Here is a 24244-nt window from a genome sequence, read left to right on the forward strand (position 1 = left end):
AAGCTTTGTTATTTTAACACACGTCGAGCTGTAACAAAATTCTTTTGCGCCCAAGTGGAGCTTAAATTTTGTTTGACAACATTGTTAGTTGTCATACTAATATATTGATTATTTCCTAAATAGATGCCTGTTTGCGTGATATTTGCTCCTCCATCATTCGTTGAGAAGAACAATAAATCACCTTTTTGAAGCTGAGATTTAAGCACTTTTGTACCGACTAAAGCCTGTTTGCTCGCTAGTTTATCCTTTAAATCAATGCCGTTTTTGTTAAATACATAGTACGTAAATCCCGCGCTTGTGAAAGTTAGTGCACTCTCATTATACGTATAACCAAATTTTGCTTTGCTTGTTAAACCTGAAGCTGTAGCAATAATCTTATCGGCCGACGTATTTGCTGAAGGTGCACTTACAGAGGGGGTGTCAGAGAAAACCCGCTTAGCTGTAATATAGTGTTCTTTATAGTAATCAACTAATAAAACTCTCGTCATCACGCCATCGGAATTAGGGATGATAATACGGTGATCACCGGCATAAATCCCAACAATTGAAGGGTTTTTTGAGCCTGTCACACTATTAAAGAATACTAAATCACCCTTTTTCAAGTTTGCACGTGCTACTGTTGATCCTTGGTTCATTAAATCATTTAACGTTTTTGCCCCTAGTGTCACACCGCTTTTACGATAGACGAAATCAACAAATGCTGGGGCTGTAAAGCGTAGACTCGATTCATTCGTTGATGAACTAATCGTTGCTTTATTTTTATAAGTTAGCGCATTCTCTACAATTTTATCACCTTTTGTTGCTGGGTTGGCAGATAGAAGGGTAGGTAAAACGCGTCGTGCTGATACATAGTTTTCAGTATAATAAGGTTTACTATTTAAATCTGAGATCACAATATTTTGCTTGGAATCAGCCATGTGGATCATTTTATTGCCACCGATATACATACCAACATGGTCGGGATCCGTTCCTGTTTTTTTACTCTTAAAGAATAGTAAATCACCTTTTTGTAATTGGTTTCGCGCTACATATGTGCCTTGTTGAATCATATAGTTTTCATTATACGTCCCAAGATCTACACCATTTTTCTCGAAGATATACATTAAAAATGAAGCACAAGAAAATTTATATGGATATGTAGGCTTGTAAACCGTATTGCTATATGTCGATTGACCCATTAAGCTTTTACCAGTTTGAATCAATTGATCGGCTTTAGCGGCAACTGCCTGTGCGTTGTTTTGTGCATTTGTTGTAGCTGCCTCTACTTGAATTGGCTGCATCGCTGTTTGGACTAATCCGAATGAGCTAAATCCAATTGTTAATGCAAGTGTTGTAGATAAAAATCGTTTATTCATGTTGATTATAACCTCCTGAAGCGTCTAGTAGGATTTCTCCTGTATCGTCTTGCCTTGGAAATAATCGTAGCATGAAAATATAGGGCTTCTCGGCGGTAAATGTTTCCAAGGAGAAGTAGGGGAGTGCCTCAACGCCTGCTATAAGTGGCTTTATCGAAGGAATTTACAGTTATATTACAAATGTTTCAGTAAACTGTAATATGGGAGGATTTCATATAAAAAAACTGCCCCAAAATAGGACAGTTTAGGCAATTGCCTGAATGATTTCTACTCGATTACCAAATGGATCTCGACATTCAAAACGCTCATAATATGGGATAGGTACAGATTCTACTATTTCGATTTGATGTGCGGCTAGTTTCTTCTTCCAGTAATCAATATCTTCAACTTGATACGCAATATGAGCCTTTGTCGACAATCGATCAAAGCCATCCTCTGTTCCTACATGTACCTCTTGGTGACCAAGCTGTAACCAAAATCCGCCTCTACCTTTAAGAGAATCGGGTTTTTCTTTTTCTTTCAGACCTAAGACACCGCAATAAAAATCTTTTCCTTGATCCTCTGAACCTTTTGGAATAGTAATTTGCACATGATGTAAAGCAATAATCATAGTTAGACCTCCTGTTTCAATTACTCATAGCTAATTATAGATTTATTTCTAAATATTAACAATGTAAGACGGTGTGGCAACATCTACGTTTCAGGCTGATTCAGCATAACTGCATGAATGCCTTCTATAAAAGTATTTATTAAGATGGAGAAGCTTTTATTACTATCAAGCGGCATCCCGAATCCCCCTAATTGTTCAATGGAAGTGAATCCATGAAGAATACTGCGTAATCCTCTGACCATATGAATCGCCATTTCGTCTTGCAAATGATAGGTATCTAATACACGAAGAACAAGCTGCACGATAGATTCTTGAGCCTGCTGTAATTCAGGATCATTAGCATCTGGAAAACGAGTGGTAGCATCATATAACCCGGGGTGCTCCCGAACAAATTGAATATAAGCTTTACTAATTGCACGAATGGCATCATCACCTGAACGTCCCACTGCAGCTTGAAGCATATATGCTTGCAAGCTCTTGATGCCTTGAATGGCTAACTTTTGCTTCAATTCAGGTAATCCATCAAGATGGTTATACAGGGAAGGAGGTCGCACTTCTAATTTCTCTGCTAAAAGCCCAATTGACAGTTGGTCCAATCCGTGTTCATCCACTAATTCTGTTGCCATTTGTACAATAATAGATAAATCTAATTTCATACGACGAGACATTTCCTCAGCTCCTATTGTCTTTGTAAACTTTTTTCTGCTTCTGCAATAGCTGTTTCCAAAAGCTTTTCTGGCTGCATTAACATCTTTCCATGTCCGACGGCTAGTAGACTTGGCTTTAATTTACTTAATTTTTTTGCGCTTTCAAGTGCCGAGCTTTTATCCCATGTAGCAAGGGCAGGAAACGGAAATAATGGATTCATCATACCTGATACGACAAGCTTTCCTCTTGTTATAAGGGCGTCTCCAGCAATTAAACTTCTATTGCGTGTGTCGAAAAGAGTAATAGAGCCAGGAGTGTGACCTGGGGTTGCAATTACTTCTAATGAACCTACCCGTGCACCATCTTCCAGTAAAATATCTGGCTTAGTTTTAATGTTTTTAGGAAGGCCTCCCTTGATGGGTACAGGCTTTTCATTGGGAAGCAAGGTTTTATTCCCCTCCAATAATAGGGCATCCCTTGAAGAAATGTACACCTGACAATCAGGTATTACTTCTTTTAATGTATCTAAAGCCCCTATATGATCATTATGTGCGTGGGTAATAATGATCTTCGTTATTGGTTTTCCTATAGTTTTAGCTGCATCCATAATACTTTTTGCACTATAAGGTAATGCAGCATCAATCAGTGTTAGCTCATGTTGCTCTTCTACAAAATAACAATTAACAGGAAATATTCTAGGCATAAATGACAATTGATACACGGTATTGATAGTAGAAACCTTCATTCTCATAATACCTCCTATAAACTAATTATATTTTTATTTTAACTAATACAATTAGTTTTTGCAATATTCTCTTTAAATGGGGTGTATAGTGCTAGAAATATTGTGGAAATAGCTGAATGGGTGAATAAACTATAGTTTTTTTGGAATCTAGTAAGATCGTATAAACCTTATGGTATAATAATAAAAACGGAATAATAGGATAGAGGTACAAACCAAATTGGGTTTGTTTAAAAGGGAAGATCGGTGAAAATCCGACGCTGTCCCGCAACTGTAAATGGGAGCACATTTCAAGAGACCACTGTTACGCCTTGTAATGGGAAGGTGAAAGGTGTGAAGAACATAAGCCAGGAGACCTGCCTTTATCTAGTACAGCCAAAAAAACCTACGCGGATAGGGGGTGTTGAGTGTGACTAGAGAAATTCTCCTGCATGCTCATAGTGCGATGAATGCTAAAAGGGTAGCTTCTATGAAGAATAGAAAGCTTATTTCCATACGGCAAACATCGTATTATGTCGTGTATTTGTCATAAAAGACATCTTTCTAATGAGGGAAAGATGTTTTTTTTATGTAAATTATTAAAGGAGTGGTCCACATGAATCCACAAGTTGTTGAGTACTATGAAAGTTTATTTAAATTTGAAATTATGCAAGAGCCAAAGCCCTTGAAGGAGCTTGTTGAACAATATGTTGGGCATGATACGGCACATGAGCAATCTATTTTAGCAGCGTACGCAAATGTGATGAAAGAATTAATTGGATAATCAATTGAAGGCTACTTCTTATGGGGTAGCCTTTTTTATTGCGCATTTGTTGACAACATTTTGTAGGAGGCGTAAGATTCTATTGAACAATTGTTTTGAACGTTTGTTCAAAAAAGAGGTGAGACCTGTCGATAAGAAAGATTTAGTACAAAAAGAAAAAAATAAAGAGGTAAAAGATCAAATAGTACAGGCGGCAAAATTATTATTTTCTTCAAGAGGATACGATGGAACGACGGTGAGACAAATTTGTGATGAGGCGAATGTATCGCTCGCACTTGTTTCCTATCATTTCGGTGGCAAAGAAAATGTCTTTAATGCACTATTCGAGCCGCTCCGCCATACTTTTATGAATGCGCATTATGATGTCAATGATTCACTAGAAGCACTTCGTAGCTTTTGCAGAAACTTTGTCCTTTATCGCATTCAAGAGCATGAATTAATTGATATTTTACAGCAAGAGATTGTGATGAATAGTCCACGATTAGAGATGCTGAAGGACGTATTTTTACCTTCATGGGAGCAGCTTCGGACAATTTTACAAGCTTGTTTAGAGCAACAAACAATTCATTTTGATTCCATTGATGTTGCCCTTAACTTCATCATGGGGACATTAATGTACTCACTCAATAATCCATTTTTAAATCGATCCGAATTGCCATTAACACCTGAACAAATTGCAGATCTTGCAGTAGATTTCGTGTTAAATGGTCTACAAACAAACTATTAAAAAGAAGGTAATCGCAATGAAAGCAGCAAAATTTTATGGCATGAAAGATATACGAGTAGAGGAAGCCGAACTTCCTGTACTAGAAAATGGAATGGTGAAAGTAAAAATTGCATTTGCAGGGATATGTGGCAGTGATTTACATGAGTATGTAGGTGGTGCTTATGCATTCCGTACACAGCCAGTATTAGGACATGAATTTTCGGGAGTAGTTGTGGAGGTCGCAGAGGGTGTCACTCACACCAAAGTGGGAGACCGTGTGGCAGTGGAACCACCTATCCCATGTGGAAAATGTGCGAACTGTAAACGTGGCTATTCAAACTTATGTAAAAGCGGCCAGTCATATGGCTATACGATTTCAGGTGGTTTTGCTGAATATGCTGTTGTTCGTGAGGAAAATATTTATCATCTTCCTGAAGGTATGAGCTTAGAGCTAGGCGCACTTGTTGAACCTACAGCCGTAGCCGTTCATGCTGTTCGTCAAAGTCAATTAAAGCTTGGAGACACAGCCGCTATTTTTGGTGCAGGTCCCATTGGCTTATTAATTTTGCAAGCTGTGAAAGCAGCAGGAGCAAGTGAGATCTTTGTAGTAGAGGTTTCTGATGAACGACGCCAAAAAGCATTGGAGCTAGGCGCAACCTATGTCATTAATCCAATCGACACAGATGCTGTTGCCTTTATTCGTGAGAAAACTAACGGTGGGGTGGATGTTGCCTATGACGCAGCAGGTGTCCAAGCAACCTTCTCAAGTGGCGTAAGTGCTGTTCATCCTGGTGGAGAATTTAAAATTGTCAGTGTTTGGGAAAAACCAGTGGAATTCAATCCGAACGCGGTAGTTTCTCCTGAAGTGAAAATTAGCGGATCATTTGCTTACGTGAATATTTTCCCAGAGGTCATTCGATTACTAGCACGTGGGGTAATCGATGGGCAGGCAGTGATTACTAGCCAAATTGCTTTAGAGGATATCGTTGAAAAAGGCTTTGAAGCACTCATGAAAGATCGTAGCCAATGTAAAATCCTTGTGAATATGAGTTTATAAAGCTAACCTAAATCGTAGCCGAACCGGTGTCATCACTGGTTTAGCTATGATTTTTTACATCTTTTAAATAACAGAATACCACTAGGAATACATTTGTTTGTCATAAAACTGCCTTTAGGACTTCATTCTTATTTCACTTTTACTTTATATAATAAATTTGATATTTATCTTCATTCAGCAAATATTTGTACAGAAAGTAGTACCAAATACAGAAGGTTCCTCCTTCATAGGAGCGATGAATGCTAATTGAGTGTTCAAACGCCTACTGAATCAAGATAATGCCTCAAGCGGATATCACAGATTTTGAAGAGGAACTTTCGAACTTTCCGGCCAAGCTCCTCTTCAAAATCTGGTCGCAGCCTACCATCAGCGGCAATTACGGTGAGGCGTATTTGATCAAATAGATTGGAGATTAAAAATGAAAAATCTGCTTTATTCAAGGTTTTGGCGTTTGCATTTTTTCGCAGCCCTTTGTATTACGCCATTACTGCTATCTCTCACATTAAGTGGGATCGGTTATTTGTTTTTTACAGATGTAGAAAATCGCTTATATGATGATTATTTTTTTGGCGATAGCCATAAAGAAGAGGTCTTAACAATTGATGAAGCAGTGGAAAAAGCAGAGGCAGCATTTGCAGGATACTCCACGACAAAAGTGATTATGTTGGAAGAGCCTTATAATACACGTTTAACCTTATCAAATGGCAATGAACAGAAATATGTATTTTTAGATGATCAAAATCAAATGGTTGGGAGTCAGGATGCCAATTATACATTTTCTAATATTATGAGAAATACCCATAGCTCTCTATTTATTGGTGGTACATTTGTCAATTATTTAGTAGAACTTGCGGCATGCTGGACGATCTTTTTATTACTATCTGGACTTTATATGACATTGAAAGGCGATTTATTGAAAAAGCGCAAGTCGGAAAATAAACGACAAAAAAGTAAGAGATACCATGCGCTTGTTGGGACAATCATTACTATTCCAATGGTGATGTTCATTTCTACAGGGCTTTTATGGTCGGCTTTTCAAGGTTCAATACTGGCCAATATAGCGTCAGAAAGCCCAACTTTCGGCTACCCATTATTACAGCAAAAGCCACCAACATCCGATGTGTCTGAAATTCCATGGGCAACTCGTCAATTAGAGGCGCCAACATCTGAGGGAGAACATGCACAGCATCACGGTGGTGGGTCTGTCCGTTATACAAACGACAACCAAATGACCATTGCTAATCTTGAAAAAGAAATCACGGCCATGAATATCGCCAAACCTTATTCGATTATATATCCGTCAAACGAAGAAGGCGTATATACAGTGGCAAAGGCTAGTAATTCAGGTGTAACAGGACTTGATGTCAAGCCTACAGACGAAGCAACGATGTATTTTGATCAATATAGCGGCAAGTTTATTGATCAAGTTAACTACGAGGATTATGGTATGCTGGCGAAGTTCTTCACATGGGGCATTCCTTTACATGAAGGTCATTTGTTTGGCTGGCCAAATAAGCTGTTAAACTTACTCGTATGTTTAGCCTTTTTAGCAGTAATTGTATGGGGAATTCGCACTTGGATTTTACGTAGAAAAAAAGGGGAACTATCTGCGCCACCACAAATTTCACATAAAATCTCACTACCTTTCGTCATCTTCCTTATTATTTTAGGAATTATCATGCCATTGTTCGGTGCCTCGTTGATCGCAGTGGTGTTGATCGAATATTTCATTTTAGGATGGCAAACCAAAAAGAAACTAAGAGCAGAAGAAACTAAATAAAAAGAATGGATACGGCACAACCAAAATGTGCCGTATCTTTTTTTGTGGTGATTATTTCAATTGCGTAAGCCGAATACTATGTTGATGCTGAAAATTATTTATAGATTTTTCAGCACGATTTTATAAAGTTTTAAGATTTGTATGATACATTGCTATTAGTTTCAGCTAATTGGGGGAATTTAGATGTCAATTAAAACGAGGTTTTTGCTATCTTATGTAGGCGTTATTATTATTGCGATCACGCTTTTACTTGCAGCGGTTTTTCTTTTTTCCTTTGCTATCACAGGTGATGTTAAAGCAATTGAGCATTTTTACAAAAAATCATATGTCCAAAAGCCTTTAACAACAGTAGAGGAAAATGCTTTTTTAGATTTGAAATTATTGGCTAAAAATAATCCCCAGCAGCTTTTAGATATCGAACAGCTACAAACGATAAATGCTCCTTCCATAGAGATTGTTGTGCGTAAAGACCATCAAATTGTTTTTGCAACTCAGCAAGAGCATCAACAATTATTACTGCAAAGTTTACCAGGTTTTGAGGCGACCAATATTAATTCACGTGACACAATCATGATCAATCAAGCGTTTTATACGTATGTGAAGTTTGATTTTTATTTCCCAGACAAAACGGAAGGGAGTATATTTGTTTTAAGAGAGGTTAGTTCACATGCGGAAGTAACGCGAGAATTATTACCTATTTTGTTAGGTATCTTATTTGTATTATTTATGATGATTATCGGTTTACTCAATTATTTAGTGTCTAGAAGCATTATTAATCCAATTACAGCCTTAAAAGAAGGGGCTCAACGGATTAAATCGGGTGATTTAGATTTTGAAATTACATCTCGTTCTAATGATGAAATAGGTCAGCTCAATCGATCGTTTGAGGAAATGAGAGTCAAGCTCAAGGAGTCTGTACAAATTCAGCTTCAATATGAAGAAAATCGAAAAGAACTTTTATCGAATATCTCCCATGATTTAAAAACGCCGATGACCTCTATTATTGGCTATGTGGAAGGCATTAAAGATGGTGTAGCGAATACCGAAGAGAAAATGGATAAATATTTAACAACGATCTATACGAAAGCTAAGGATATGGACGTATTAATTGATGAATTATTTTTATTTTCCAAATTAGATTTGAAAAAGGTTCCGTTCCAAATGGACAGTGTGGATCTTCAACAATATATGCATGATTATGTGGAGGATGCTAGCTTTGACTTTATTGCCAGAGATATTCATTTACAATATATATCAGCAGGCTCACCGCTTATTGCTATGGCAGACAGGGATAAATTAAGACGTGTCTTATCTAATTTATTGAGCAATAGTGAAAAATATATGGATAAATCCTATAAGCAGATCATTATTTCCTTACATGAGCGAGTAGATGATGCAATCATTCAAGTTACGGATAATGGTACGGGTATTGATCCTACGGCATTACCACATATATTTGATCGTTTTTATCGTGCGGAACCTTCTCGAAATTCGCAAACAGGTGGTAGCGGTCTTGGGTTAGCGATTGCAAAACAAATCGTCCTTGAAATGGGCGGCGATATTTGGGCAAAGAGCGAATTAACAAAGGGAACGAGCATTTTCATTTCGTTGAAAAAGGATGAGGAAATGAGGAAAGATCATGAAAAAAATACTATTAATTGAAGATGAAGTAAGCATAGCAGAGCTCCAACGTGATTATTTAGAAATTAATGATTTTATGGTAGATATACAACATAATGGCGATGAGGGGCTGAAGCAGGCACTTCACGGTGATTATGATTTAATTATTTTAGATATTATGCTTCCGGGTATGAATGGATTTGAAATTTGTAAACAAATTCGAGCAGTGAACAATATCCCCATCTTATTTGTGTCTGCCAAAAAAGAGGATATTGATAAAATTCGTGGCCTGGGTTTAGGGGCAGATGATTATATTACCAAGCCCTTTAGTCCAAGTGAGCTTGTGGCAAGGGTCAAGGCGCATTTATCAAGATATGAGCGTTTAGCCTCTAACCAACCAACGAATAATATGATGTCTATCCATGGTATTACAATCGATACATCCGCTCGTAAGGTTTTTGTGAATGGTGAAGAAGTGGCCTTTACGACTAAGGAATTCGATTTGCTTGTATTTTTTGTTAAACATCCGAATCAAGTATTAAGTAAAGAACAATTATATGAGCGAAACTGGGGCTATGAATCCGCTGCAGATGTTTCTACAGTTACCGTGCATATACGAAAGCTTCGTGAAAAAATTGAACGTGATCCTGCACAGCCAAAGTTTTTAGAAACCATATGGGGTGCAGGTTACCGCTTAAATGTATAAAATCAATGCCTCGTCGTCTTGACGAGGTTTTTTTATTGAAATTTTAGACTTTTTTAAGAAATGGTTAATAGGTAATTTAGCAATGACTTGTAAACTAAGAATATAACGACAAAATTAACTAGTGAGGACGGTGCATAGCAAATGAAAAAAATGCAAGCGGTCACGATCGCTTTATCATTTTTACTGCAGGGATGTGCCCCAAATGATACGGAGGTCATAAAGCTTAATAAAGGAGGAAATGAGGAAATGGCAACAGATTTGGTTAGTCAATTGTTTCAAGCAGTAGAAAAAAGAAATATAGAATCGCTTAAAAAGGTTATCAATGAAAAAGTAGATATCAATGCTCGAGACTCAAACAATCGAACAGCATTAATGATTGCTACATATAATCAGGATGTGGAAGCAGCGAAATTACTAATCGATGCAGGTGCCGATGTAAACATCCAGGATGATATGAAAAACACGCCTTTCTTATATGCTGGTGCGGAAGGCTATTTGGATATATTAAAGCTAACGATTCAAGCAGGTGCCGATCCTACAATTGTAAATCGCTATGGTGGAACGGCATTAATTCCTGCAGCTGAGCACGGCTATATTGATGTCATTGAGGAATTATTAACTACCACTAGCATCGATGTAAATCATGTCAATCATTTGGGGTGGACCGCATTGATGGAAGCGATCGTTTTAAATAACGGCAATCCGACACAGCAAACAGCCATTCAATTGTTGATTGATCATGGTGCTGATGTCAATATTCCAGATAAAAATAATGTATCACCTTTACAGCACGCGAAACAGAAAGGGTTTAAGGGGATAGAAGAAATCCTTATTGCTGCAGGAGCCAAGTAAAGCTGAAGCAGGAGTCATCGCCCTTCGTTCCAAGCAATTTCTGCATAAAGCACTACATTTCCAATTTGTTCCTAAATTTTAAGTGGGGTGAAAACAAGAGGGAGCTATTAATTCATTTATAGAAAGCCTACATAAAAGTCATCGAGAAGATCACACTCTCGATGACTTTTGTTCTATCGTCAACTCTTCTTAAATATTTTTCTCTATTTTTTAATTCTTTTTTAATAGTTTATTTATTGGCAGTTTAGATATGGACTTTATGATAAATATTGTAAACCAAATTAAACCAAAAGGGGAGTTTGTAAGATGAAAATAAGAAAACGTATTGTGCCAGCAGCACTAGCTTTATCAGTATTATCAGTAGGTCTAGTCACATTTAGCGAGCCGTTAAATGCAGATGCAGCAGGTCATAAAGTAGTAGCAGTTACGAAAAATGAGCAGGTGGCGAGAATTACTAAAGTGAAGCCATTAAACACAATGACATTACAAGTTACTTTTAACCAGCCTTTAGCAGCAGCCGATATTGATCCAAACAATTTAGAGGTTATTAAAAAAGATTTTAATTTTAATGGAAATTTAGAGATTGTCAATGTTCCACGATTAATGACAGGTTCTACGAGTACATATATTGTACCTGTTACGTTCCAGGAAGATGATTTCATCTACAGATTGAGCTATAAAGAACAACCTAATAGAATCTTTGAAGGGACAGATGAAAAAGTACTTGTACGAAATGTAGCGCAAGTAACAGATGATACTTTTACATTGGAGTCATTGCAAGAAGATGGTGTAGTGGATTATGCCAATATCATTGAGGCTTACCGTGGAGGACGTGAAGATCTTGCTTTTAGCTTAGATCGTCAAAATCGTGATGCAAGTGGCAAGCGCTTTGATGTTATTTCTTCTTTACGTGATCGCTATGTGACAGTGAAAACAAGTGAAGGGGAGGAGTTTGTTGCTAATTATGTGCCTTTTACACAAGCAGCGGATGGTAAACAAGCACCTCAATTTAGATTACCGGCAGGTCAAACTTTAAAACAAGGTGTCACATACCGAGTGTACTCTCAATGGGCAGAAATTGATGTAAAGAGCTTTGTTGCAAAAAAAATAGAACCGTTTACATTGCAATCAGCTAAAGCGATCGATAGTAAATCATTTGAATTACAATTAACAAATGACCCCCAAACTGACTTATTAGCTGGCAGAAGTGTCGAACTTCGTGGTAATGATGGCAGCACATTACAAGCTCAATATCGATATTCATCACGTAAAGGGGCAGTAGGAGTCTTTGATATTGCGAATGGTGGCACATTAAAAGCTGGTGTAAGTTATACGGTGACGCCATTAAATAATTGGGCTACAGCGACAAATGTAGTTCTACAAGGTAAATAAACAGTAATAGAATAATGAATATGTCAATTGAAATATGTAGCATACGTTCTCCTATCAAAAAATCCCGTCACAGTGTGGCGAGATTTTTTGATTTATAGCCAGCCTTTATCACTAGCAATTTGAGCAGCTTGCTGTCTTGATTCCACTTGGAGCTTCTGTATAGATGTTGATAAATAATTACGAATGGTACCTTTAGTTAAAAATAATTGTTTACTGATTGCGTGAGTGGTTAAGCCTTCCTTCACCAGTTGTAGTACGGCAATTTCTCGCTCATTTAAAGGATTTTGCTCCTTCATAAATAAAGTAGCGGCCAAATCTTTACTGACCACCTTTTCGCCCTGCATAATCTTGCGAATCGTAGCGATTAAATAATCGATCGGTTCATCTTTCAGTAAGTAGCCGTGTACTTCACAATCCATTGCTTTTTGTAAATAGCCTGGGCGTGCAAACGTTGTGACAATCATCACTTTACAGGGCAAATTGGCCTCTTTAATTTTTTCTGCAAGCTCTAATCCAGACAGATGGGGCATTTCTATATCTACAAGGCAAACATCGGGTAGTTCCTGCTGAATGTAGTCCCATGCTTTTTGACCATCAGAAACTTCAGCTATTACTTCAATATCTGGTTCGAATGACAAAAGGGATGTTAAGGCACCACGTAACATTTGTTGGTCCTCTGCTAGTAAAACTCGTATCATGTCAAGGGCTCCTTTCCATCTTGAATTGGTATGCTAAATAACACCTTCGTGCCTGTCTTTGTATCCCCTTCAAACAGGGCATACCCTTGCAGAACACGCATTCTTTCTTTCATCGAGTTCATGCCATTGCCCAGTCCCTTCTGTTCCAAACCAATCCCATCATCTTGAATAGCAATGGTATATTGTGTATTTCGACAGTGGATTTGCATCTGGCAGTTCTGAGCTTGACTATGCTTCAACATATTAGTAGTAGCCTCACGTACACATAAAGCTAGCATTGTTTCCTCAACACTTGAAAGAACAATTTTTGGACAGTGATTGTGAATGGTGGTTGTAATATTGGCACTTTGTAATAGCTGCTGGCAATGTAGCAGCTCCGTTTGTAGAGACACGAAATTCATATCTGAAACGAGCTCACGTACTTGCTTTAAGGCTGTACGTGTAGTAGCTAAGATGTCATTTAATTCTTGTTTGACACTAGAAGGATCTCGGTCGATAAGTTTAGTTGTCAATTCGGTTTTCACTTTAATCATTGTCAGGGTGTGACCAATGGTGTCATGAAGATCTCTAGCAATGCGCTGTCTTTCCTCTTGTTGAACAAGCTGGGTATTAACATCTGCCAATTCATTTTGTAGATTTTTCGATTTTTCTACAAAATAAATGAGGACAGGGAATACCAATTGAATGATCATCATGGGTACTAGTACTTGTGAATCAACGAGTGCTAGGGAATTTGTGGTCGCCAAGAAAACGATTAAAAACATGACAGCCATACCAAAAATTCCGCTAGCAATATGCCATTTTGATTTTGCTCTCCCTAATAAATCGGCAAAGGTAAATCCGAAAATAAGCATGAAGATGTCCTCGTAAATGGCAAGGATGGCAATAAGAAGGAAGCCCACAAGTGAGGCAAGTAGTAGCTTCCAATCTCGATTCCATAAAGCCATGTAGAAGGCACCTAGGTACAAGCCTAAAATAGCTATTTTAGCTGTGAAGGGGAGTCCGGATTGAGACCATAACACCATCGCTACCAAAACTATTATGGATACAACATCGATGATTAAATAATGTTTAACTTGTTCTCTGGGATATATTTTTATGGCTTACACCATCCTCTGTTGTTTATTCTTTTGTTAGAGCGTGAATCGTTTTTTTACGGACCCATTCCATCGGGCCAATATGGAATTGGTGCTGCCAAAATGTTGCTAGGACTAGCTGTAGGCAAGATAGGGCAACCCAAATACTTATAACAAGAATGCTATTTACATGCCCACCTAAGCCAAGTCCCCAGCCGTAAAAAATAATAGACGCCAGCACATTTTGCAGGACATAACAGCTCAATGACATTTTGCCGACATCGGCAAAGCGTTGCCAAAACCAATCTAGCTTCTTATATTCTACCAGTTTACCTAAAATTCCAATATAGCCAATTGATAGTATTGGCGCACATAAATAACGAACAGGTAAATCAAAAAGTCCCCCGGGAATAAAAATTAACAGATTTAATGGAATTCCAATGAATACACCGATTGTAAACAGTTTTTGTCGAGCCTGATGTCCTTTATTCGTTGGCGAAAAAACCTCATTGCGCATAAACTTGACGCCAAGAATAAATAAAAAAACATTCATGGGGATAATAAAAATAGCTTCTGTCCGATAAAATAAAAAGTTTGTTAGGCGATGCTGTACTTGCTCCAGCCATGTACCATTTTCATAGATGGCTGCGACAGTTTCCATACCATTTAGGGAAACGCTATCCGCAAGCAAGGAAATGACAAAAATAAAGAGAATGAGGAGGACATGAAAGCTACCCAAAAGATAGAAAGCCCATGTCATCACTTTGTCGCCTAATCTAATTAAAATAGCCACGATCAAAGCAGTAACGGCGTAGCTCATTAAAATATCATATTCCATGACAAATGTGTAATGAAGCAGTCCCTCCAACCCTAAAAAGACAATCGTCCATAGATACACGCCAGGCCAAGCTCTTCCTCTACGAAGTGCTTGCTGGTATTTTAGCTGTAAACCTACCCCAAACATAATCGTTAATAATCCTAGGAGCTTTCCGTTTACAAAAAATAGTACTAACATACGTAAAAAATCATTGAAAGACCACCAACCAGAATAATTACTCGTTGTGATATACGATAAATCACCGAGATAAGCAAAAATCCAAATATTCGTTCCGAGTGTTCCTAAGACAGCGAAACCTCTTAGCATATCGATAAAGGGAAGCCTTTGTTGTGTTTTCATTGTTCTATCACTCTTTCCTTGTTTTTCTTATATTCATGATAAAAAAAACAGGAGGGGAAAACCTATTCACACGAGTCAAAAAAACTATATGACAGGTGTCACAAAAAAACCAGCAACGCTTTGGATGCTGGTTAGACGATTATTTTGTACATGTATAGATGCGATAATCTAAAATAGTATCGTATTTTTCGTTCATCCTAATATGCTGATCCATGACATCATACAATGTGGATTCAATATCCTTAGAAATGTGGAATTCTGGCTTGGATGAGATATCCTTGTTTTTTTGTATGCGAATATCTTGAAACCCTGTCTCTTGGAATAAAGCAACCCAATCCTTTTTCGTGAGGAGAGCATCGAATCCGTAAAATTGTTGGATGTCGTCTGCCAGCTGCGTGGAAAGTAGCATAGGGATGGTAAATTCAATGGCAATCAAGCGTCCACCTTTTTTCAATAAACGGAAAATCTCTTGCAATGCACGTTGTTTATTTACAAAGGCAAGAACTGATTCAGCAAGTACAAAGTCAAATGCTTCATTGGATAAAGATGTTTCCTCAATCGAGCCTTGAATGATATTGACTGATAAACTTGCTTTTTTCATGCGGTGACGTGCCTTTTCTATCATGATGGGATTGATATCGATACCCGTTACATTTGTTGCATAATGGGAGGCCAAAAAGGCAGCTGTTTGTCCTGTACCACAGCCAACATCTAAAATATGAGAGGCGGGCAGAATACTCTCATTCTTCATGATTTCCTTTGATAGATTAATGCCCCCAGGATGGGCACCACCAACACCAAATTTCGCTAAAAATTGGAGATAATTAGAATTTTGAATGAAAACCACCTTCTTTTTATATAGTATGAAAAGAAAACTAGTATGGTTCCCTTACATATGGTAAAAATCTAGAAATCCCTATTTTTTATAGGACAAAAATAGATAATTTTTGATACTTCTTCATACGTCTAATTCCTTCATAAAAGACGCACATATACTAGGGAAGAGCTTTTAGATAGGAGGTGTATAAATGCCACATTTTCAGCCGAATTATAGAAGAGGAGTCTATCCTTCAAACAATATGGGAACTTTTGGTCCTCCATTTCGAGGTAGAGCGATGCAACCTAACTATCCACCCAATCAGCAATTTCAAGGTCCTAGAATAGGAGGGAGGTTGCCAGATCATCTAAATACAATTATGGGTCATGCTGGAACGATTACGAATGGCGTAAATATGTTAAGACAGATGGGGGCACTATTAAGTTTATTCAGATAAAAGAAAGAAACCCTCTTAAGAATGCTTTCTTTAAGAGGGTTTCTATTATGATTAATGGGATGGGACAAGTTCTTTTTCGATAATGGAGCGGTTTTTCTCTTTAAATAGTTCATTATGAGAGGACACCATTCCATGGCGATAAGCAGTTGGCTCTAAATAAGTTTTAATAGAGTTGACCGCATTGGCTGCATCCTGGAATGTCCCAAGTAGCAAATTAATTTTTCCTTCAAATGATAAAATATCTCCTGCCGCAAAAATACCAGGCTGTACTGTTTCACCTGTTGCTTTGCCTTCGAAATAATAATCATCCTTTTTAGGAATCGAAATCGCTTCATCAAACGTGAGGGACGCTTCACAATTATAGCCATGACTAATGATGACCTCATCAATTTGACGAGTGTAGCTTTCCTTCGTTTTTGAGTTTTCACATCTCACTAATTGAATAGCCGTTTTATCATCATTCGCTAAAAGCTTTGTAATCGTCGTATTACATTCAATAAGGACCCCAGCATCAAGGGCTTCTTTTACGGTTGCTTCATGCGCTGATAATGTATCTTTACGGTAAACCACTGTCACACTTTTAGCAATGGGGCTCAGTTCGACAGCCCAATCAATGGCCGCATTGCCGCCCCCGGAAATAAGGATATCCCTATTCACAAAACGTTTATAGGATTGAACGGTATAGTGTAAATTGGACATTTCATACTTCTCAGCACCTTCCAGCGTTAGTTTCTGAGGATTAATAATACCTCCACCAACCGCTAGTAGAACTGTTTTTGAATAATGCTTTTCACCAGTTGCTGTATGTACAATAAATAGACTTTCTTGTCGTTCAATAAAATCTACTTTTGTATTTGTTAGGATAGTAGGGTCAAATGTTTTAGCTTGCTGGATCAATTGTTTAACAAATTTCTCGCCTAAAATAGGGGGGTGACCTCCTATATCCCAAATAAGCTTTTCAGGATAAAGTAATACTTTTCCACCAAGTTGAGATTGGCTCTCTATTAACTTTGTTTTTAACCCTCGTAAACCACTATAAAAGGCGCTATACAAGCCGGCAGGGCCTCCGCCAATAATTGTCACATCATACACTTGTTGCATTGTTATTGCCACATCCTTAATTAATAGTAAAAAAGTAATTGACAAAATCTTATCATAAAACTAGACTAATTTTAGTGATAATGATTATCATTTTTAACAGTGCCTATAATAGCATGGAATGAAGTAAAAAGAAAGAGAGGGTCCAAATTGCGTTTAGAAGTAGAATCGATTCGTGTTGGTTATGAGAATAAAACGATTGTGCATGACTTATCGCTGCAAATTCCAGATGGCAAAATCACAACGATTATTGGGTCAAATGGTTGCGGAAAGTCTACCTTATTAAAGGCCATTACACGTATTTTAAAGCATGAGAGTGGACAGGTCATTCTGGATGGTCAAAATATATCCAAGATGAACACGAAAGAATTGGCGAAAGAACTTGCCATTTTACCGCAAAGCCCAGAAAGTGCACATGGTTTAACAGTGGAAGAGCTTGTATCCTACGGTCGATTTCCCTATCAAAAGGGCTTTGGCAATTTATCACAGAAAGATAAAGAGGTCATTGACTGGGCTTTACAAGTTACAAAAACAGAAGACTTCCGCTTGCAATCTGTAGATGCTTTATCAGGTGGACAGCGTCAACGAGTGTGGATTGCAATGTCCTTAGCCCAAGAAACCGACATTATATTTTTAGATGAGCCGACAACCTATTTAGACATGGCACATCAATTAGAGGTTTTAGAATTACTCTATAAGCTCAATGAAGAACAAGGGCGTACGATTGTTATGGTACTCCATGATTTAAATCAAGCCGCACGTTTTTCTGATTATATTGTGGCACTGTCACAAGGAGAGCTTGTTAAATTTGGAACAGCTGAGGAAGTCATGGTTCCAGAAGTATTAAAAAAAGTGTTTAATATTGATGCTGTAATTGGCCAAGATCCACGAACAAACAAACCAATGTGCATTACATATAACTTATTACAAACCGTTTAAAGGAGAATGAAAGACAATGAAGAAGTGGTTATTACCAATGTTTATGATGCTCGTACTCGTACTTGCGGCGTGCGGCAATAAAGAAGAGAAAACAGAAAAGGCTGATGAAGGCTCGAAAGAAGCAACTTCAGCAGAAACAATTACTTATCAATCTGAAGCAGGTCCTATTGAAGTACCAGCAAACCCTAAACGTGTAGTCGTGTTATCTTCATTTGTAGGGGATTTATTACAGCTTGATGTAGATGTTGTCGGTGTAGATGCATGGGCAGCAAAAAATCCAAACTTTGAAGATGCTATTAAAGATGCAGTAGTTGTAGAAAATACTGATATTGAAAAAATTCTTGAGCTAGAGCCAGACTTAATTATTGGTTTAAATGGTATAGAAAATGCTGATAAATTATCAGAAATCGCTCCAACTGTATTATTTACGTATGGGAAAGTAGATTATCTACAACAATTTATTGAAATCGGTAAAGTTGTAAATAAAGAAAAAGAAGCAACGGCATGGGTAGAAGATTTTAAAGCACGTGCAGCAGAATCAGGTAAAAAAATTAAAGAAAAAATCGGTGAAGATGCAACTGTCACAGTGGCAGAAAACTTTAATAAACAATTTTATATTTATGGCGATAACTGGGGTCGCGGAACAGAGATTTTATATCAGGAAATGGGCTTGAAAATGCCTGAAAAAGTTAAAGAAACAGCTTTAGAGCCTGGCTACTATGCGATTTCTCAAGAAGTTTTAGGGGATTATGCAGGGGATTATGTGATTTTCAGTATGTTCCAAGACCAAGATAACTCATTTACAGACGCAGCATGGTTTAAAGATTTAGAAGCAGTGAAAAATGGTCATTTATTTGAAGTGAATGCAAATGCCTTTTATTTCAATGACCCGATCACGTTAGAACATCAACTGAAGTTCTTTGAAGAGAAATTTTTACAATAATTAGTAGAGAGTAGCGAAGGCAAATGACAAAGTTTCGACAGTTACCATTTTGGCTTCAGGTATTGCTTGCATTGATCGTATTAATCGGCACAGCCTGTATCTCACTGTGCTTAGGTGCAGCGAATACGAGCATTCAAGATGTCTATCAAGCAATTGTCGGACAAAGTGGTGGTAAGCATTACACGATTTTACGTGAAATTCGATTTCCTCGTATCATTGCTGCTATTTTTGTTGGCAGTGCACTCGCAGTTGCGGGAGCGATTATGCAGGGGGTTACACGCAATCCATTAGCTGATCCAGGGCTACTTGGTTTAACAGCAGGGGCAAATGCTGCCCTTGCTTTAACGATGGCATTTATCCCGAAATTTTCCTATTATACATTAATTTTAGCCTGCTTTATTGGAGCTGGAATTGGTATGATGATCGTTTATGGGATCGGTGCCTCTACTAAGAAAGGCTTCTCTCCATTGAGACTTGTTTTAGCTGGTGCAGCGGTTACTGCTTTATTACAAGCGGTTGCTGAAGGCACGGGCATTTTATTTCAAATTTCCAAGGATGTTTCGATGTGGACAAGTGGCGGGTTCATAGGCACGACATGGCAGGCGTTATTGATCGTTCCTGTTATTGTCATAGGTCTCCTATTGTCATTTGCTTTTAGTCGTCAATTAACGATTTTAAGTTTAAATGAAGAAGTTGCGGTAGGTGTTGGACAAAATACAACATTGATTAAAGGTATTATGATGTTTGCTGTCGTTATTTTAGCAGGCTCTGCCGTAGCTCTTGTTGGGAATCTAGCATTTGTTGGCTTAATGGTACCCCATATTGTTCGTGCGTTTGTAGGGACAGACTATCGTTTTGTCTTACCGATGAGCGCAATTATTGGCGGCTGGTTTATGGTGACGGCTGATTTTGCAGGACGCATGATTAATGCACCATTTGAAACGCCAGTTGTAGCGATTGTTTCGATTCTTGGTCTACCATTCTTCCTACTATTAGTAAGGAAGGGAGGACGCCAATTTGTTTAAAGAAGGTCGCAAAAAACAGCGAAAATGGCTTTTTACTTGGCTTGTCGTCACGTTATTCATTTTTGTTTTAGGCATTTCTTTAGGACCAGCCTCAGTTTCGTTTGATCGCATTCTCCCAACCTTGCTAGGCGATGGTAGTTTTAAAGAATCCTTCGTATTATTCTCAGTTCGCTTACCAAGAATGTTGGTATTAGCAGCGGCAGGGATGGCATTAGCTTTAGCAGGTGCAGTCCTACAAGGGGTTACACGCAATGATTTAGCAGATCCAGGGATCATTGGTATTAATGCAGGAGCAGGTGTCGGGATTACAGTCTTTTACTTACTTGTAAATGGAGATCTCCCACACTTTGCTTATATATTGCCAGTTGTAGGATTTTGTAGTGCTCTTTTCACTGCCCTTTGCATTTACTTTTTCTCTTATCAACGCAATAAAGGGGTGCAACCCGTCCAACTGATTTTAATTGGGGTAGGGGTAGCCTCTGCTTTATCTGGGGTTATGATGGTTTTAATTTCCTCAGCAGAGCGTAGTGATGTGCAATTTATTTCCCAATGGCTTGCAGGAAGTGTTTGGGGTACGGATTGGCCATTTTTCTGGGCTTTAGTGCCTTGGCTTGTCGTGGGGATACCGTATATTTTCTATAAATCCAATGTCTTAAATGTCTTGGCGATGACGGAGCAAACAGCCGTAGGTCTTGGGATGAATATAGGGCGCGAGCGGTTACGCTTATTAATCGTGGCTGTGGCACTAGCAGCAGCAGCTGTTTCTGTAACAGGTGGTATTGCCTTTATAGGATTGATGGCACCTCATATTGCCAAACAGCTTGTCGGACCACGCTACCAATTCTTTTTACCATTGACATTATTCATTGGCGCAAGCCTATTAATGCTGTCCGATACTATTGGTCGTGTTGCGATTGCTACTGCAACTGTACCAGCGGGTATCATTGTTGCCTTTATTGGCGCACCTTACTTTTTATATTTATTACGGAAAAATGTATAGAAAAGTGATAGCGCTAGTAAATGGATGCTCGAAAGCAAAGGCTTTTGAACTAGTGAAATGAATGAAAGATTTATTTTACAAAATTTATATGGCAAGTTTTTAGGAACCTCATTTGTTGAGGTTCTTTTTTTATATAATCAAGGCAGGAGGTGAATAAATGATTCTATAAGCACGTCGAACATCGGAGACACAAAAGGCACTAGAAGCCATTGTTCGAAGACTCTCGATCTCTCACAGCGAGTATTCGAATTTTGATGAAAACTTAAGACGTTTAAAGGCTGGATACGCAGGCGAACAGCGTGTTGATGCAGAATGGCTTGAGATAGACCTACCTGCCCCCTATCATTTTCTCCTTGATTTTCAAACTAAGAATAACCTCGGCTATACTCACCAAATGGACACCATTTTCTGGGTCGACACTTTTTATTGATTGTAGAAATCAAAAATATAACAGGCGTTCTCTCATATGATACCTCCTTTGCACAATTGACACGGATGACCTCAGAAGGCAGAGTAGAGGGAATGACTGATCCATTTCTTCAACTTGAACGACATGTAGGATGGATGAAAAAACTGTTACAACAAGAAAACTTTCAATTGCCTGTTTTGCATGCAGTCGTGCTAGCAACAAAAAATGGAATTTTATCAGAAGGTTTTCAAGGACAGCCAGTATTTCATGAAAATGGTGGAAATTCATAAGAGAAAAATTAAAAAATAAAAAACATTAAACTATCTTAAATATTTTTTTTGAAAAAAGGGATATCGCAATTTCATTGATTCTAAATCATAGACATCTTACCCCTATATCCCTTTACTTTAACATTTAATTCCAATATATTGAAAGAATAGAAAAGGGACTATTAGAAGCGAATTTTCAGGCGAATATTATGACAAAACCCTTAACGAAATTGAAAAAGACGCTAAAGCGGCTAATGCACGTGCAAGAACGGCAAAAAAACTGTTAAATGATAATCACTTTAAAAAATGAATGAATAATTTAGGGAGATAAACTATGAGTATCTATTCAGTAAAATTATTATTAGAATCTACTGTAACACCAAACACTTATTCATCTAAAACATTCGAAGAAACAATCATATTAATAGAGGCTGCAAGTCACAATGAAATAGAAACGAAAATTCATAGACATTTTGTTGATAATACTTACGAAAATGCAGATGGTGGACAAACTACGTGGAGTCTGGTCAAAATTTTGGATACATTTGAGATTATTGATGAATTCGAAGGGAATATTAATTTCAAAGAAGTTTACAGCCGCTTTTTACCATTTGATGAACCTATTACTGCAGATGAAGTCATAAAATTATATTACCTTGACAAGTAAGAAACAGTTTTGTGCTATAGAATAGAATTTTAATCAAGAATAAACAATGATACAGTTAAAGAGAGTAGATTCCTACTCTCTTCCAAATAATTCTATCATGTAAAAAATTAGTTTAAATTACCATTCTATTTCTTTTTCCAGACCTTCTTTTTCTAATAAAAATATAAGATTGATGAAATAAAAACGGAGTAGCAAAACCAAATGCTACTCCGTCTCCATTTCATCAATCATTTCTAATTGAAACTAAACAGCAGATACTTCTTGAATCTCACGCTGTATGTATTTCTTTTCACCCCAAGTATATAAAATTAAATATAATCTGTTGTATCAACCTTCATATACTCTTTCAATTCACTATGACTAGTATACTTTTTTAACTATCTTTTTAAAACGGAGGTACTACTATCTCATATGTCGCTAACACTTCCGTTAGTATGTCTCAATTGTTATGGTTATATTTTCTTTGTTAATTGTTACGTTTTCTGTTTCAGTAACATGCTTAATGGAATCTTCAATTAAAGGTTGAATCACTGAATCATCCACTTTTACATTCTTGGGGAAACTTACTGAAATGGTCATTTCTTTAGAGGGGTTACCATCTAGCATGATTGCTATTGACTCACTATCAAGTTCCGTTTGTTCTGTAATAGATCTGATTATTTCATTTTTTACTTCTGATAATAACGTTAATTCAGCGTTTTCCTCATTTGTCGGAGCAACTACTGCTTCCTGCTCGCTTTCTACTCCTTGTCCTCCTTTCTCTTCTCCATTACAGCCAACTAATAAAATTGACATAAATACCATGCCCGAAAGTATACCCTTTTTCAATATTTTTCTTTCTTCTTCCAAAGTATTTTATAGAATCCCCACTTAATTCAAGTGTTACAAAAAATAACAAATGCACCCAAAACATCCTTATTTTGTAGATGTGAAATCCCGACTAGACAAATAAAGATTTTAGGTATATAGTTAGCTAGGCTAACTAATATAAAGAGGAAGTGATCTTGTGACAATTGAGCAGGAGTTTTTTAATCAGTATCGTTTAATGTATAGACCATTTATCAATAAGTTGAATGTGCAACTTGAACCGTATCAGTTATATAGCTCACAGTGGGCAGTACTTCGTTTTTTAAAGGATAAAGGTCCGCATTCCTTTGTTGATATTGCGAATTTTATGTCTATTGAGAAGCCGAGTGTGACGAAGCTTGTACATAAACTTGTGGAGCTTGGCTATGTAGAAACGATGGCGGGCAAGGATAAGCGGGAAAAGCTTGTCCATTTATCGGCGCATGGGGAAGAGCTTGTGCAGGAGATTAAAGCACACTTGAAGCCATTTTTTGAGCATGCACTGGCAGGTGTACCTCAACGAGATATTGAAATAGCGACACAGGTTTTTGAAAGAATTTGTATGAATATTAATCAATAGGAGAGCGAGTAA

26 protein-coding genes and 1 riboswitch are annotated in these 24244 nt (G+C 37.6%); of the genes, 16 read left to right on the forward strand and 10 right to left on the reverse strand.

The window, feature by feature from the left end; all coding sequences use genetic code 11:
• Nucleotides 1–8: 8 nt before the first annotated feature.
• The 4 genes from MKY88_RS08850 to MKY88_RS08865 form a co-directional block, all read right to left on the reverse strand.
• The gene (locus tag MKY88_RS08850; protein ID WP_328202010.1) at nucleotides 9–1355 is read right to left on the reverse strand and encodes a C40 family peptidase; all 1347 of its coding nucleotides are present in this window, start codon (nucleotides 1353–1355) and stop codon (nucleotides 9–11) included.
• A 244-nt stretch (nucleotides 1356–1599) separates the two neighbouring features.
• Nucleotides 1600–1965, reverse strand: a complete 366-nt coding sequence (locus MKY88_RS08855; protein WP_069480934.1) for a VOC family protein — start codon at nucleotides 1963–1965, stop codon at nucleotides 1600–1602.
• Nucleotides 1966–2048: 83 nt separating this feature from the next.
• Nucleotides 2049–2633, reverse strand: coding sequence for a TetR/AcrR family transcriptional regulator (locus tag MKY88_RS08860; RefSeq protein WP_193831599.1), 585 nt, complete (start codon nucleotides 2631–2633; stop codon nucleotides 2049–2051).
• Between the two features lie 11 nt (nucleotides 2634–2644).
• Nucleotides 2645–3358, reverse strand: coding sequence for an MBL fold metallo-hydrolase (locus MKY88_RS08865; protein WP_193831600.1), 714 nt, complete (start codon nucleotides 3356–3358; stop codon nucleotides 2645–2647).
• A gap of 186 nt (nucleotides 3359–3544) precedes the next feature.
• Nucleotides 3545–3733: riboswitch (cobalamin riboswitch) on the forward strand.
• A 217-nt stretch (nucleotides 3734–3950) separates the two neighbouring features.
• Between MKY88_RS08865 and MKY88_RS08870 the strand changes: the two genes are divergently transcribed.
• From MKY88_RS08870 to MKY88_RS08905, 8 genes are all read left to right on the forward strand, one after another.
• Nucleotides 3951–4118 carry a hypothetical protein gene (locus MKY88_RS08870; RefSeq protein ID WP_008175715.1) on the forward strand — a complete coding sequence of 56 codons (168 nt, stop codon included), beginning with the start codon at nucleotides 3951–3953 and terminating at the stop codon, nucleotides 4116–4118.
• An 82-nt stretch (nucleotides 4119–4200) separates the two neighbouring features.
• Nucleotides 4201–4845 carry a TetR/AcrR family transcriptional regulator gene (locus tag MKY88_RS08875; protein ID WP_328202004.1) on the forward strand — a complete coding sequence of 215 codons (645 nt, stop codon included), beginning with the start codon at nucleotides 4201–4203 and terminating at the stop codon, nucleotides 4843–4845.
• A gap of 16 nt (nucleotides 4846–4861) precedes the next feature.
• Nucleotides 4862–5881, forward strand: coding sequence for a 2,3-butanediol dehydrogenase (locus MKY88_RS08880; protein ID WP_036225052.1), 1020 nt, complete (start codon nucleotides 4862–4864; stop codon nucleotides 5879–5881).
• Nucleotides 5882–6299: 418 nt separating this feature from the next.
• Complete coding sequence (locus tag MKY88_RS08885; protein ID WP_291758496.1) at nucleotides 6300–7661, forward strand: PepSY-associated TM helix domain-containing protein; 1362 nt, start codon at nucleotides 6300–6302, stop codon at nucleotides 7659–7661.
• Between the two features lie 183 nt (nucleotides 7662–7844).
• Nucleotides 7845–9323: a sensor histidine kinase gene (locus tag MKY88_RS08890; protein WP_193831604.1), complete on the forward strand. Its 1479-nt coding sequence runs from the start codon at nucleotides 7845–7847 to the stop codon at nucleotides 9321–9323.
• A complete protein-coding gene (locus MKY88_RS08895; RefSeq protein WP_328201998.1) occupies nucleotides 9301–9987 on the forward strand; it encodes a response regulator transcription factor in 687 nt (228 codons plus the stop codon). The genes MKY88_RS08890 and MKY88_RS08895 overlap by 23 nt, the downstream gene beginning before the upstream one ends.
• A 141-nt stretch (nucleotides 9988–10128) precedes the next feature.
• Entirely contained in the window at nucleotides 10129–10839 is a 711-nt protein-coding gene (locus MKY88_RS08900) for an ankyrin repeat domain-containing protein (RefSeq protein ID WP_328201997.1), read from the forward strand.
• A 306-nt stretch (nucleotides 10840–11145) separates the two neighbouring features.
• Complete coding sequence (locus MKY88_RS08905; RefSeq protein WP_328201995.1) at nucleotides 11146–12231, forward strand: hypothetical protein; 1086 nt, start codon at nucleotides 11146–11148, stop codon at nucleotides 12229–12231.
• Between the two features lie 92 nt (nucleotides 12232–12323).
• Here the strand turns inward: MKY88_RS08905 and MKY88_RS08910 are convergent, their stop codons facing one another.
• The 4 genes from MKY88_RS08910 to MKY88_RS08925 all read right to left on the reverse strand — a co-directional run bounded on the left by MKY88_RS08910 (nucleotide 12324) and on the right by MKY88_RS08925 (nucleotide 16029).
• Entirely contained in the window at nucleotides 12324–12929 is a 606-nt protein-coding gene (locus tag MKY88_RS08910; RefSeq protein WP_069480942.1) for a response regulator transcription factor, read from the reverse strand.
• Nucleotides 12926–13552, reverse strand: a complete 627-nt coding sequence (locus MKY88_RS08915) for a sensor histidine kinase (protein ID WP_414674010.1) — start codon at nucleotides 13550–13552, stop codon at nucleotides 12926–12928. Before MKY88_RS08915 ends, MKY88_RS08910 begins: the two co-directional genes overlap by 4 nt.
• Before the next feature lie 499 nt (nucleotides 13553–14051).
• A complete protein-coding gene (locus tag MKY88_RS08920) occupies nucleotides 14052–15182 on the reverse strand; it encodes a DUF418 domain-containing protein (protein WP_328201990.1) in 1131 nt (376 codons plus the stop codon).
• Between the two features lie 139 nt (nucleotides 15183–15321).
• Complete coding sequence (locus tag MKY88_RS08925; RefSeq protein ID WP_291758510.1) at nucleotides 15322–16029, reverse strand: class I SAM-dependent methyltransferase; 708 nt, start codon at nucleotides 16027–16029, stop codon at nucleotides 15322–15324.
• Between the two features lie 181 nt (nucleotides 16030–16210).
• Between MKY88_RS08925 and MKY88_RS08930 the strand changes: the two genes are divergently transcribed.
• Nucleotides 16211–16456, forward strand: coding sequence for a hypothetical protein (locus MKY88_RS08930; RefSeq protein ID WP_036225075.1), 246 nt, complete (start codon nucleotides 16211–16213; stop codon nucleotides 16454–16456).
• Nucleotides 16457–16507: 51 nt separating this feature from the next.
• Here the strand turns inward: MKY88_RS08930 and MKY88_RS08935 are convergent, their stop codons facing one another.
• Nucleotides 16508–17557, reverse strand: coding sequence for an NAD(P)/FAD-dependent oxidoreductase (locus MKY88_RS08935; RefSeq protein ID WP_328201985.1), 1050 nt, complete (start codon nucleotides 17555–17557; stop codon nucleotides 16508–16510).
• Nucleotides 17558–17704: 147 nt separating this feature from the next.
• Between MKY88_RS08935 and MKY88_RS08940 the strand changes: the two genes are divergently transcribed.
• The 6 genes from MKY88_RS08940 (at nucleotide 17705) to MKY88_RS08965 (ending at nucleotide 22806) form a co-directional block, all read left to right on the forward strand.
• Nucleotides 17705–18493, forward strand: a complete 789-nt coding sequence (locus tag MKY88_RS08940; RefSeq protein WP_036125139.1) for an ABC transporter ATP-binding protein — start codon at nucleotides 17705–17707, stop codon at nucleotides 18491–18493.
• 16 nt (nucleotides 18494–18509) lie between these two features.
• Nucleotides 18510–19436, forward strand: coding sequence for an iron-hydroxamate ABC transporter substrate-binding protein (locus tag MKY88_RS08945; RefSeq protein ID WP_069480945.1), 927 nt, complete (start codon nucleotides 18510–18512; stop codon nucleotides 19434–19436).
• Nucleotides 19437–19459: 23 nt separating this feature from the next.
• Nucleotides 19460–20461 (forward strand): FecCD family ABC transporter permease, encoded by a 1002-nt coding sequence (locus MKY88_RS08950; protein ID WP_036225080.1) that lies wholly within the window; start codon nucleotides 19460–19462, stop codon nucleotides 20459–20461.
• On the forward strand, nucleotides 20454–21461 hold the full coding sequence (locus MKY88_RS08955) for a FecCD family ABC transporter permease (RefSeq protein WP_069480947.1): 1008 nt from the start codon (nucleotides 20454–20456) through the stop codon (nucleotides 21459–21461). The genes MKY88_RS08950 and MKY88_RS08955 overlap by 8 nt, the downstream gene beginning before the upstream one ends.
• 426 nt (nucleotides 21462–21887) lie before the next feature.
• The gene (locus MKY88_RS08960) at nucleotides 21888–22160 is read left to right on the forward strand and encodes a nuclease-related domain-containing protein (protein ID WP_328201981.1); all 273 of its coding nucleotides are present in this window, start codon (nucleotides 21888–21890) and stop codon (nucleotides 22158–22160) included.
• Between the two features lie 313 nt (nucleotides 22161–22473).
• The gene (locus MKY88_RS08965; RefSeq protein WP_291758521.1) at nucleotides 22474–22806 is read left to right on the forward strand and encodes a DUF4288 domain-containing protein; all 333 of its coding nucleotides are present in this window, start codon (nucleotides 22474–22476) and stop codon (nucleotides 22804–22806) included.
• Nucleotides 22807–23235: 429 nt separating this feature from the next.
• Here the strand turns inward: MKY88_RS08965 and MKY88_RS08970 are convergent, their stop codons facing one another.
• Complete coding sequence (locus MKY88_RS08970; RefSeq protein ID WP_328201977.1) at nucleotides 23236–23655, reverse strand: topoisomerase; 420 nt, start codon at nucleotides 23653–23655, stop codon at nucleotides 23236–23238.
• 157 nt (nucleotides 23656–23812) lie between these two features.
• On the opposite strand from MKY88_RS08970, the gene MKY88_RS08975 reads away from it, so the two are divergent.
• Nucleotides 23813–24232: a MarR family winged helix-turn-helix transcriptional regulator gene (locus tag MKY88_RS08975; RefSeq protein WP_069480949.1), complete on the forward strand. Its 420-nt coding sequence runs from the start codon at nucleotides 23813–23815 to the stop codon at nucleotides 24230–24232.
• The last annotated feature ends 12 nt before the right edge of the window (nucleotides 24233–24244 follow it).

It is taken from the genome of Lysinibacillus sp. FSL R7-0073, assembly GCF_038009065.1.
Lineage (GTDB): Bacteria > Bacillota > Bacilli > Bacillales_A > Planococcaceae > Lysinibacillus > Lysinibacillus fusiformis.